11 protein-coding genes are annotated in these 12445 nt (G+C 45.9%); 4 read left to right on the forward strand and 7 right to left on the reverse strand.

What is annotated here, in order from left to right; translation table 11 throughout:
- Positions 1–110 precede the first annotated feature (110 nt).
- Positions 111–587, forward strand: coding sequence for an SsrA-binding protein SmpB (smpB, locus tag AC2T15_RS08345; RefSeq protein WP_053101453.1), 477 nt, complete (start codon positions 111–113; stop codon positions 585–587).
- 39 nt (positions 588–626) lie between these two features.
- Positions 627–1493, forward strand: coding sequence for a Dyp-type peroxidase (locus AC2T15_RS08350; protein ID WP_486778030.1), 867 nt, complete (start codon positions 627–629; stop codon positions 1491–1493).
- A gap of 79 nt (positions 1494–1572) precedes the next feature.
- On the opposite strand, the gene AC2T15_RS08355 is transcribed toward AC2T15_RS08350, so the two are convergent.
- Positions 1573–2904: a Na+/H+ antiporter family protein gene (locus AC2T15_RS08355; protein ID WP_486778031.1), complete on the reverse strand. Its 1332-nt coding sequence runs from the start codon at positions 2902–2904 to the stop codon at positions 1573–1575.
- Between the two features lie 154 nt (positions 2905–3058).
- On the opposite strand from AC2T15_RS08355, the gene AC2T15_RS08360 reads away from it, so the two are divergent.
- Together AC2T15_RS08360 and AC2T15_RS08365 are read left to right on the forward strand one after the other, a co-directional pair.
- Positions 3059–3655: an NADPH-dependent FMN reductase gene (locus AC2T15_RS08360; protein ID WP_053102105.1), complete on the forward strand. Its 597-nt coding sequence runs from the start codon at positions 3059–3061 to the stop codon at positions 3653–3655.
- A gap of 6 nt (positions 3656–3661) precedes the next feature.
- Positions 3662–3916 carry a YheU family protein gene (locus AC2T15_RS08365; RefSeq protein WP_486778032.1) on the forward strand — a complete coding sequence of 85 codons (255 nt, stop codon included), beginning with the start codon at positions 3662–3664 and terminating at the stop codon, positions 3914–3916.
- Positions 3917–3990: 74 nt separating this feature from the next.
- On the opposite strand, the gene AC2T15_RS08370 is transcribed toward AC2T15_RS08365, so the two are convergent.
- The 6 genes from AC2T15_RS08370 to tig all read right to left on the reverse strand — a co-directional run bounded on the left by AC2T15_RS08370 (position 3991) and on the right by tig (position 12390).
- A complete protein-coding gene (locus AC2T15_RS08370) occupies positions 3991–5862 on the reverse strand; it encodes a SurA N-terminal domain-containing protein (protein ID WP_486778033.1) in 1872 nt (623 codons plus the stop codon).
- A gap of 163 nt (positions 5863–6025) precedes the next feature.
- Positions 6026–6298: an HU family DNA-binding protein gene (locus tag AC2T15_RS08375; RefSeq protein WP_053101447.1), complete on the reverse strand. Its 273-nt coding sequence runs from the start codon at positions 6296–6298 to the stop codon at positions 6026–6028.
- A gap of 142 nt (positions 6299–6440) precedes the next feature.
- Positions 6441–8849 (reverse strand): endopeptidase La, encoded by a 2409-nt coding sequence (lon, locus tag AC2T15_RS08380; RefSeq protein ID WP_486778034.1) that lies wholly within the window; start codon positions 8847–8849, stop codon positions 6441–6443.
- A 148-nt stretch (positions 8850–8997) separates the two neighbouring features.
- A complete protein-coding gene (gene clpX, locus AC2T15_RS08385) occupies positions 8998–10257 on the reverse strand; it encodes an ATP-dependent Clp protease ATP-binding subunit ClpX (RefSeq protein ID WP_053101445.1) in 1260 nt (419 codons plus the stop codon).
- Between the two features lie 71 nt (positions 10258–10328).
- Entirely contained in the window at positions 10329–10958 is a 630-nt protein-coding gene (gene clpP, locus AC2T15_RS08390; RefSeq protein ID WP_053101444.1) for an ATP-dependent Clp endopeptidase proteolytic subunit ClpP, read from the reverse strand.
- A gap of 103 nt (positions 10959–11061) precedes the next feature.
- Complete coding sequence (gene tig, locus AC2T15_RS08395) at positions 11062–12390, reverse strand: trigger factor (RefSeq protein WP_486778035.1); 1329 nt, start codon at positions 12388–12390, stop codon at positions 11062–11064.
- Positions 12391–12445 lie beyond the last annotated feature (55 nt).

The following is a 12445-nucleotide window of genomic DNA, read 5'->3' on the forward strand; positions in this document are numbered from 1 at the left end:
AAGCGAACAACCCAAGCAAGGCACGCTGACCATTGTCCTTCATTAGTCCACTTGCCTCAAGCAGCGAATAACAGTGACTGTTTACTTAAAGAATAGATATTTAATTAATTATGGCTAAACAAAAGAAAAAATCGCCGAGCACCATTGCTCAAAACAAAAAAGCCTTACATGACTACTTTACCGACGAACGTATCGAAGCTGGCTTAGTGCTGGCTGGTTGGGAAGTAAAAAGCCTACGCGCTGGTAAAGCTCACCTGACTGATAGCTACGTATTGCTAAAAGACGGTGAGGCTTGGCTAATGGGCAGTCATATTACGCCCCTCCCTGAAGCCAGCACCCATGTGATTGCTGACCCTACCCGTACACGTAAGCTCTTGTTAAATCGCCGTGAGCTAGAAAAGCTCTATGGTGCAGTACAACAAAAAGGCTATACCTGTGTGGCTTTGTCTTTATATTGGAAAAAACATTTGGTTAAGTGCCAGATCGCCCTAGGTAAAGGTAAGAAAGCTTACGATAAACGTATGGTGCAAAAAGAGCGTGACTCCAATCTCGAAATGCAGCGCGCCTTACGCACCTCTACCCGTTAAGGTTATTTTTCGTTCATTTTCCATCAGCCAGGAGTTGTTATGTCGGTATACCCTTCCGCTATCTTAACCAAGCCGGTTCCTGCTTTAGCTCGCCACTTATTTTTCATCCTAGCCAAGCCTGAAGCCTTACCCGAAGCTTTAGCTCAACTGCAGCAGCTAGATTGCAGTAAAGCTGTGGTCGGTGTGGGGCTTTCGCTAGTAAAAGCGCTGAATAAAAATGTGCCGGCATTACGTAGCTTTCCAGCGATGACCGGCCCTGGGGTTGATGTGCCCTCCACCCAGCATGCGTTATGGGTTTGGCTGTATGGTGAAGACCGTGGCGATTTACTGCATCGTACTCATCGTTTAGAGCAAGCCTTAGCGCCAGCTTTGATGTTAGTTGAGTGCACAGAGGCCTTTCGTTATCAAGCCGGACACGATTTAACCGGCTATGAGGACGGCACTGAAAATCCCTTAGGCGATGACGCCATTGCTGCCGCCTTTGCTACTGACGCCTTAGGTGGAAGCTATGCTGCGATTCAAAAATGGACCCATGATTTACAATGCTTTGCTGGCTACTGCCAAACTGATCAAGATCATATGATTGGTCGACGCATCAGTGATAATCAAGAAATTGAAGATGCCCCAGAATACGCCCACGTTAAGCGCACAGCACAAGAAAGCTTTGAACCCGAAGCCTTTATCGTACGTCGCTCTATGCCGTGGATTGAAGGCCAAACCCAAGGCTTAATGTTCTTAGCTTTTGGTCACAGCTTAGATGCCTTTGAAGTCCAGATGCGCCGTATGGCTGGTCTCGATGATGGTATTGTCGATGGACTATTTAAGTTCAGTCGCCCAGTAACTGGCGGCTATTACTGGTGCCCACCACTGAATAATCAGCGCCTTAACTTAACCCACCTCCTATAAGTGTTTTGCTTTTTAGTCCTTACAATAAAAAACGCCCCAGCTGAGGCGTTTTTATTGGCAGAGCACATACCGTGCGAAATTAAAGCACCATCGCGGCAATCCAGCCAAAGACTAACAAAGGAATATTATAGTGAATAAAGGTTGGCACTACGGTGTCCCAAATGTGGTTATGCTGCCCATCAATATTTAACCCAGAAGTTGGGCCAAGGGTAGAGTCAGAGGCAGGTGAACCTGCATCCCCCAACGCACCTGCAGTCCCAACAATGCTTAAGATGGCTAAAGGACTAAAGCCCAGTTGCATAGCTAAGGGCACAAAGATCACTGCAATAATGGGTACGGTGGAAAATGACGAGCCAATCCCCATAGTCACTAATAAGCCAACTAGCAGCATCAACATGGCACCAATTGCTTTACTTTCACCAATCCACTCAACCGATGCATCGACCAGCGTTTGTACTTCTCCAGTGGCTTTCAACACTTGGGCAAAGCCTGCGGCAGCGATCATGATAAAACCAATCATGGCCATCATTTTCATGCCTTCAGTAAAAAGATCATCAGTCTCTTTCCAGCGCACCACCCCCATCACGGAGAAAAATACAAAACCGGCTAAAGCACCAATAATCATCGAATCAGCCCAAAGCTGCGTAACAAACGCAATGACCACCGCACCACCGGCAGCCAATAACGACTTAGCATTATAACTAGGCGCTGTCTCTGAATTAGCCGTAACACTAACTGAGGCTTCAGGTAAGGCGTATACACGCTTTTTGCGATAGGTAATAAACACAGCGGTTAATAAGCCGATCAGCATGCCCAACGCCGGAATGCCCATGGCCTGCATAACATTAAGGCCTTGAATATCTAAACCGCTTTTTTCGACACTACCTAACAAAACATTTTTCAAGAAAATGCCACCAAAGCCTACCGGTAAAAACATATAAGCCGTGATTAAACCAAAGGTCAGCACGCAAGCGACCAAACGACGGTCCAGCTGTAAGCGCGACATGACCAACACCAATGGCGGAACGAGCAATGGAATAAACGCAATATGGATCGGTAATAAGTTTTGTGAGGCAATAGCTGCTACCAAGAGTACCCCAATCAGCATCCACTTAACGGCTAACTCACCTTTACCATCTTCTCGGCCAATCATTTTCAGTACCCGTGCCGCCAAGGCGTCGGCAATTCCTGATTTGCTAATTGCCACAGCAAAAGCACCGAGTAAGGCATACGACAAGGCAATCTTCGCCCCGCCGCCAAGACCTTCATTAAAGGCATCTAAGGTGCCCTTCATGCCAAGGCCTCCCATTAAGCCACCAGCCAGTGCGCCAATAATCAACGACACCACAACATGGACTCGGCATAGGCTCAGCACCAGCATAATGCCAACCGCTACAATAACTGCGTTCATAAGTTCCCCAATTGCTTATTAGTTTTGCAGAAGGCCGCTACTTTGCGTGATTCTGACAAAGCTGTCAAAAATACTTACAATTTCTAGCCTGAGGTTACAGAACAGCGCTTATGATACGGGGCTTATGCCATTTTTGCTGTAACAGGAGTTATTCATGTTAAATCTCGCCGTGATTGCCGGCTCTGGCCGCCCAGACAGCCAATCTAAAAAAGTTGCCCAATACTTATTAGCCCGCAGCCAAGCACTACAAATTGCTAGCCCTGACAGCCAACTGATTGATCTTGGCGGAGACCCACTGCCCTTGTGGCCCAGCGAAGATAGCCAACAGCGCTGGCCAGTGATTGAGCAACAACTCTGCAAAGCAGAGGCGCTCATTGTGATTAGCCCTGAGTGGCACGGCATGGCTGCCCCAGCGATTAAAAACTTCTTTTTATATGCTAATCAGGCGTTACTTGGACACAAAGCCACTTTACTAGTTGGTATTTCTGCTGGAGTCGGCGGCGCTTACCCAATCAGTGAGCTGCGTGCCTCTGGCTATAAAAATTGCCGCATTGGCTATATTCCAGAGCATCTGATTATTCGCCAAGTCGAAACAGTGCTTAATCAAGCAGAACCTGAGTCCGATGCTGACCAACGCATTCGCACTCGCGCTGACTATGCCCTCAAAATACTGCACGCGTATGCCACGGCTTTAACGCCGATTCGCGAAGCACTCTTGCAACAGCAGCCCAACTTTGCCACTGGAATGTGATCTAGCATGCTTATTCCTTACCAACTGCTAGAAGAAGATACCTTAACCCGTTTACTAGAAGACTTTGTTACCCGCGAAGGCACTGATAATGGTGATGAAACCCCACTAGCGCAACGCTTAACTGCCGCACGCCGTGCGTTAGAAAAGCACCAAGCCTTTATTCGCTTTGATCCTGATAGCAAACAATGCGTGCTCTGCCCTAAACATAGTATTCCCACCGAGCTGTTAGCTGAGTTTCTCACACAAACAACGGATAACTGAGGCCAATAAAAAAACCCGTCGGCTATGACTGACCGACGGGGTTTAGGGGATACCTGAGTTAATCAGTAGCTGATTTATTTAGCCTCAAGGTATTTAATTTTTGCATCTTTTTGCAGCTGAGTAGTGAAAGCGGCAAAGCTGTCTTTACCTTTGCGCGCAGCCAAGGCATTACGTAAAGCCTCTAACTGCTCATCCGTTAGGGATTGCTCAACCTCACCCACTCCTTTGAGTTGAATCAGCGCATAGTCGCCGTTATTTAGCGCCAAACCTGCAAAGCTTGGCTGATTAACGGCAGGACGCTGCTGCTTAAAGACGGCCTGCAGAATCTCAAAGGGCACCCCTTCTAAATTACGCGGGGCTGCCTCATGCACTTTCCACTCATTGCCTTCAACACGTTGCTGGTTGCTGATTAATCGCTCTAGTTGCTGCTCTCCTTGCTGCTTCGCTGCCGCGGCGGCTGCTTCTTGGGTCAGCTGCTGCTTAATCTGCTCTTTCACTTCAGCTAAAGGCTTAAGCTCAGGTAGCTTGTGCTCTTTAATATGCACCACAACTGCTGTTTCAGGATCCAGCTCAATCACTGTACTATTTAGCCCATCTTCTAACACTTCTGGACTAAATACTGCTTGTAAGACTTGGCGGTTAGCAAAGATACCTTCTGCCTCACCTTCGCGGGTAACTTGCTCTGCAAGCTTAACTGTTAAGCCTAAATCTTGCGCAGGTTGTTGCAAGTCTGCTGCTTCATACACGGCATTTTCTAAGTCTTGGCGCGCCTCGACAAAGTATTGCTCTACCCGATCTTGCTTTAACTTACTGGTTAACTGTACCTTCAACTGCTCAAAACTAGGCACCTCAGGCTTTTGGACATCTAATAATTTAATCAGATGCCAGCCATCGGCAGTTTGAACCGGCGCTGAAACTTCGCCTGGTTTCAGACTGTAAAGCGCTGTTTCAAAAGAAGCCTCAAAAATACCTTTACCATTAAAGCCTAAGTCTCCACCATCATCGGCGGTTCCCATATCATCAGACTGTGCCTTGGCTAGTTCAGCAAAATCTTCACCGGCTTGTAAACGCTCATACGCTGCTTGCGCTTTTTCTTCTGCCTGTACAAATGACTCTTTATCATTGGCGGCAAATAGAATATGCGCCGCTTGACGTTGCTCGACTAAATTGGCGATTTCTTTATGATAGGCCTCTTGCAGCTCCTCATCGCTGACTTCCACTCCATCAAAAAAATCCGACTTATTGAGTTCTAAGTACTCCACCACGGCAGACTCCATCGTATTAAAACGTTCAGGATGTGCCTGGTAATACTGCTCAATTGCATCGTCATCAATGCTTTGCTGGCTTGGATCAGCCTTGATGATTTGATATGAAAAGTCACGTGTCTGTCGATCAAGCTTGGCAAAAGCTTGCACTTCATGGGTAGTTGCAAACTCACTACCAGCGATACCTGCCTGTAATAAGTTGATTTTTAAGTCTTGAGTTAATGCTTGACGGTACTGCAAAGGAGAGTAACCCAGTCGCTGTAAGATCTGCTCAAAGCGCTGCTTATCAAAAGCACCATTAACCTGAAACTCTGGCGTCAACAATATATAGCGATCAAGCAACTGAGGCGAAAACTCAATCTTTGCCGTTTGGGTGGCCTGTAGCTGTAACTCACGAGCAATTAAGCTTTCTAACGCAGCCTGCCGCAGTAAATTACTATCTATTAAGTTAATATCAATTTCATTACCAAACTGACGTGCAATCTCTTGACGCTGCATTTCAGTGGCATCTAGCAGCTCACTTTGGGTAATTTCTACACCATTTACTTTAGCAGCGACATTTTTGTCACTCATGGAGCTAACAATCGCTTCAAACCCAGTAAAGGATAATAAAACAGCAATTACACCAATAATAGCTTTGGTAACCCAACCGGATGAATTGTCTCTAATTCGTTGCAGCATGCATCCCCCAGCAGCGTGGTAAGGCGTAAATAAACTCAGTCTACATACAAAAAAGGCGCATCCATGGATGCGCCTTTAATTGGCTCATGAAGCATTACAAATTTTAGTTAAGTAAGCACTTATTAAAACAGTAAAACTCTAGCGAGCAACAGACGCGTTAAAATTAGTTAACGGCGTCTTTCAGTGATTTACCTGCTTTAAAGCCTGGAATATTGGCTGCTGCAATTTCAATTGGCTTACCTGTTTGTGGGTTGCGGCCAGTACGTGCAGCACGCTCTTTAACTGAGAAAGTACCAAAACCAACCAAAACGACTGAATCGCCTTCCTTTAGTGCATTGGTAATAGATGAAATAACTGCATCTAGCGCGCGTCCTGCAACAGCTTTTGGGATATCCGCAGAGATTGCAACCTGTTCAATTAATTCTGACTTATTCACTCTAAATCCCCTTAAACTCTATATATTTAAAATAGTAAATTTTCAGTAGTCTGGCGTAACCATGCTATTAAAGCAACTACTCAAGTAGGTGACAACAGACTAAGCGCTGTATCCCCAACTCACGATCTTTCCACTCAATCTCTTAATGCCTGCTGAGTGATTTGGTGGATGAATTATCCACGGTCACGTCATCAGACGCAACCAGTTCCGCTGCTTCTGGCAAAGGTTCTGGTAAATATTGCAATGCAATCTCTAACACCTCATCAATCCACTTCACAGGCTTAATGTCTAAGTCTGCTTTAACAAGCTCAGGGATTTCTTTTAAATCCTTAATATTGTCATGGGGAATAATGACCGTCTTAATTCCACCTCTATGCGCTGCTAGTAGCTTCTCTTTCAAACCACCAATGGCCAACACCTCACCACGCAAGGTGATTTCACCGGTCATGGCAACATCCGCTCGCACTGGAATTTTAGTCAGTGCAGAGACTAAAGCTGTGCACATTCCAATCCCAGCGCTAGGCCCATCTTTAGGTGTAGCCCCTTCAGGCATATGAAAGTGCACATCTTGTTTTTCATAAAAATTCGGCGCTAATCCTAACACCTGAGCACGACTTCTGACCACTGTTAATGCAGCCGTCATTGACTCTACCATGACCTCACCTAAGGAGCCGGTTTTAATCAACTGACCTTTACCTGGAATCACTGCAGTTTCGATGGTTAATAGCTCACCGCCCACTTGTGTCCAAGCTAAGCCTGTTACTTGGCCAATTTGATCTTGCTCTTCAGCTACACCATAGCGGTATTTACGTACGCCTAAATAGTGCTCCAGTTGCTCACTATCAACAGTGACCGCTATTTTCTTCTGACTCGCTGCTTCCTTAACTACTTTGCGACACACTTTAGCAATTTCTCGCTCCAGTCCACGCACCCCGGCCTCACGGGTGTAGTAACGAATAATATCTAACAACGCAGCTTCAGTAATCGTTACCTCTGTCGCCTTTAATCCGTTATTTTCAGCCTGTTTTTTCACCAAATATTTCTGGGCAATATTTAGCTTTTCATCTTCGGTGTAGCCTGATAAACGGATCACTTCCATCCGGTCTAATAGCGCTGGAGGAATGTTCATTGAGTTAGCGGTACAGACAAACATCACATCTGAAAGATCGTAATCAACCTCTAAATAATGGTCGTTAAAGGCACTATTTTGCTCAGGATCTAGCACTTCCAACATCGCTGATGCCGGATCGCCTCGCATATCCATCCCCATTTTGTCGATTTCGTCTAACAAAAATAATGGGTTACGCACCTCAGCTTTAGCTAAGCGCTGAATAATACGCCCTGGCATAGAACCAATATACGTGCGGCGATGCCCACGAATCTCTGACTCATCCCGCACCCCACCCAAAGCCATTCGAATGTATTTACGGTTCGTGGAGCGGGCAATCGACTCGGCCAGTGAGGTTTTACCCACACCTGGTGGGCCAACTAAACACAGCACAGGCCCTTTGAGTTTTTTCACCCGTTTTTGCACGGCTAAATACTCAAGAATACGCTCTTTCACTTCTTCCAAACCATAATGGTCGGCATCTAGAATCTGCTCTGCACGCTCTAGGTCATGACGTACTCGACTTTTTGCCTTCCACGGCACGTTCACCAACCACTCAATGTAAGAACGCACCACCGTGGCCTCAGCAGACATCGGTGACATCTGCTGTAGTTTTTTCAGCTCAGCATTGGCTTTTTTCAACGCCTCTTCTGACATGCCAGACTCATCGATGCGCTTGCGTAGCTCATCAATTTCATTCTGCCCGTCTTCGCCTTCACCAAGCTCCTTCTGAATAGCTTTCATCTGCTCATTCAGATAATACTCGCGCTGGCTGCGCTCCATTTGCTTTTTAACTCGTGCCCGAATGCGCTTTTCGATCTGCACTAACTCCAGCTCCGCATCGAGCAATCCTAGCAGTAACTCAACGCGACGGGTTAGATCAAGAGTAGCTAAAACTTCTTGCTTTTGTTCTAAACGCAAATTCAAGTGCATGGCTATATTATCGGCCAGCTGGCTGGTTTCGCTAATGTCTTGAATACCGCTTAAGACTTCGCCAGGCACTTTTTTACTGTTTTGTGCGTACTGCTCAAACTGCTCCAACAAGGTGCGACGCAGCACATCATCTTCTATCGCCACCGGTTCTGCTTCATCTAGCAACTGTACGGTAGCTAAACTGTACTCAGTTTCTGGCTCAGCAATATCTTCAATCGACTCTAAAGCAGCGCGATAGCTACCCTCGACCAGCACTTTAACCGTGCCATCGGGTAATTTTAAAAACTGCAGCACATTGGCCACACAGCCAATGTCATAAATCTGTTCTAACTGTGGGTCATCTTCACTTGGGTTACGTTGAGCCACGAGAAATACTTGCTTCTCACCTTGCATCGCCTGCTCTAACGCAGCAATCGATTTAGCTCTTCCGACAAACAGTGGGATAACCATATGCGGATACACCACCACATCCCGCAATGGCAATAAAGGTAACTCTATTGTTGTCTTCATATTAATACTCGATAGCGATTTTTCGCCTAAAAATTAGTCGGACTTAGCTAGTACATGGGGGCTGCTACCATGCATTACAAGGCTAGGCGTTTAAATAACAAAAGGGCCTCTAGGGCCCTTTTGTTGATCGCAGTATCAGTAATCGCAATTACGCTTCTTTCACTGCTGCAGCTGCAATAAAGGCAGGCTTTTGTTTGTCCGTGATGACTTTTTCATCCACCACCACTTTCGCCACATCAGTGGTAGAAGGAATTTCAAACATACTATCAAGCAGCGCATTCTCTACGATTGATCGTAAACCACGAGCACCAATCTTGCGCTCTAACGCTTGTTTAGCAATCGCTGAAAGGGCCTCTGGTGTGAACTCTAGATCCACTCCTTCCATCTCAAACAGCTTTGCATACTGCTTAGTTAGCGCATTTTTAGGCTCGGTTAGAATTTGAATTAATGCCGCTTCATCCAACTCTTGCAAAGTCGCCACCACCGGTAAGCGTCCAACAAACTCAGGAATTAAGCCGAATTTAATTAAATCCTCAGTTTCAATTTCACGTAGCGTTTCGCCAATAGGCTTAACTACATCAGAACTTTTTACCTGAGCATGAAAACCAATACCGCCTTTTTCTGAGCGTTGCTGAATAACTTTTTCGATTCCAGCAAAAGCACCGCCACAAATAAATAAAATATTCTTCGTATCTACTTGCAAAAACTCTTGCTGTGGATGTTTACGACCACCTTGGGGTGGAATCGATGCGACCGTGCCTTCAATTAATTTCAGTAAGGCTTGCTGCACACCCTCACCGGATACGTCTCGCGTAATCGATGGGTTATCTGATTTGCGCGAAATTTTATCAATCTCGTCAATATAGATAATGCCCATCTGCGCTTTTTCCACATCATAGTCGCACTTCATTAAGAGCTTCTGAATGATATTTTCTACGTCTTCACCCACATACCCCGCCTCAGTTAAGGTGGTGGCATCGGCCATGGTAAAAGGCACATTAAGTAAGCGCGCAAGGGTTTCTGCAAGCAAGGTTTTACCGGAACCAGTAGGCCCGATGAGCAAAATATTACTTTTGCCTAACTCCACCCCATCTTTTGCCGTATGGCTGCGCAAGCGTTTGTAATGATTATAGACCGCCACTGCCAACACTTTTTTCGCCTGCTCTTGACCAATGACATATTGATCCAAGGTTTGGGCAATTTCGGCAGGAGATGGCAGTTTACTTTCGCTGTCGCTCTCTACTTTAGCGGCTGCCTCTTCACGAATAATGTCATTACATAAGTCTACGCATTCATCACAAATAAAGACCGACGGCCCTGCAATAAGCTTACGAACTTCATGCTGACTTTTACCGCAAAAAGTGCAGTAAAGTAATTTTTCATCTTCACTGTTGGTTGTGTCAGTCATTTACTTTTTCCATTAACTAAGGATGTAGGTAACTTTGAGGCGCTTGGCGCTTATTTCAAGCCTGTTGCCAGTTAAACTGGGCGCTTAGTAATTACCGAGTCAATTAAACCGTACTTAGCCGCTTCTTCTGCATTCATAAAATTATCGCGATCAGTATCTTTCGCAATGACTTCAAGCGGTTGACCGGTGTGATGCGCCAGCACCTGATTTAAACGCTCACGGATCGCTAAAATCTCCCGAGCATGAATTTCAATATCAGAAGCCTGCCCATTAAAGCCACCTAGTGGCTGGTGAATCATCATCCGCGAGTGAGGCAAACAATGACGCTTACCTGCTGCACCACCGGCTAATAATAACGCGCCCATACTGCACGCCTGACCAATACAGATGGTTGAAACATCGGGCTTAATAAACTGCATGGTGTCATAAATCGCCATACCCGCAGTCACTACACCACCTGGTGAGTTGATGTACAGATGAATATCTTTATCCGGATTCTCAGCTTCAAGAAATAACAGCTGAGCCACCACTAAGTTGGCCATATGATCTTCAACTGGTCCCACTAAAAAAATCACGCGTTCTTTTAAGAGCCGTGAATAAATATCATAGGACCGTTCACCGCGGCTGGTTTGCTCCACAACCATTGGCACCAATGCGGCTTGGGCATCAGCGCTTGGTAAAAATTCAGAATGCAAGGACATCGTCATAACTCCAGAGATTAATACGTCTAAAACACACAAGCTAGCACTAGGCTAGCTTGTATGGTTTGACTTAAAAGTAACATGCAAATAATTCACTCTCGAATTATTCGGCCACCTCTTCTTGGGCTTCTTCTGCAACCGCTGTTTCAGCTGGCTTGACCGCGTCTTCGTAAGCAACCGCTTTATCTGTTACTTGTGCTTCGCTTAATACTTTATTAACCACCTGCTCTTCTAATACTACTGCACGAACTTCTTCTAGCTGCTGTTCGTTTTTATAGTACCAGTCGATGACTTGTTGTGGTTCCTGATAAGCTGCTGCTAGCTCTTCAATCATGCTACGTACCTGATCTTCATCAGCTGACAGCTCAAACTGCTTAACCACCTGAGCCACTAATAAGCCTAAGGTTACGCGGCGTTTGGCTTGCTCTTCAAATAATTCGGCAGGTAGTTGCTCTGGCTTAATATTGCCGCCAAACTGCTGAACCGCTTGTACACGTAAACGATTCACTTCGTTAGCAATCAGTGCTTTAGGCACTTCTACTGGGTTAGTTTCCAGCAGACCGTCCATAACTTGAGTTTTTACCTTGCCTTTAATCGCTTGATTTAACTCACGCTCCATATTCTTACGAACTTCAGCGCGGAAACCTTCTAAACCACCTTCGTTAACGCCAAAAGTTTTAAAGAACTCTTCGTTTAACTCTGGCAGCTCTGGTGCTTCAACCGCATTTACTTTAATGGTGAATTCAGCAGTTTTACCTGCTAACTCAAGATTTTGGTAATCTTCTGGGAAAGTTGGTGTAACAATTTTCTCTTCACCCGCCTTAGTGCCCACTAGACCTTCTTCAAAGCCAGGAATCATGCGGCCAGAACCGAGCACTAAAGGGATATCCTTAGCGCTGCCACCGGCAAACTCTTCGCCATCAATACGGCCAACAAAGTCAATTTTCAGTTGGTCGCCATTTTCAGCTGCTTTATCAGCCGCTACAAACTGAGTGTTTTGCTTGCGCAGTACATCCAGCATGTTGTCTAAGTCTGACTCTTCAACCGTTGCGCTCAAGCGCTCTACGGCAATTTTGTCTAAACCGGTGATCTCTACTTCTGGTAATACTTCAAAGGTCGCTACGTACTCAAGTGCGTCATCACTTTTTTGTAACTCGATGCTTGGCTGACCAATAGGGTTAACTTTTTGCTCAACCACTGCTTCGTAAAAAGTTTGTTGAATCAGATCCCCCATCGCTTCTTGACGTGCATCGGCACCAAAACGCTGACGGATAATATTCATAGGGACTTTACCTGGACGGAAGCCCGGGACTTTTGCACGACGCGCAGTTTGTTGCAGACGCTTGGTGATTTCAGCTTCAAGACGCTCAGCTGGTACGCCAATGGTCATACGACGCTCGAGGGCTGAGGTGCTTTCGATGGAAACTTGCATGATTATTCCTCGTTGAACAGACGTGGCCAGACATACCGACCTAGATAATTAAGGG

The organism is Thiopseudomonas sp. SA1F2-1K (assembly GCF_057443035.1).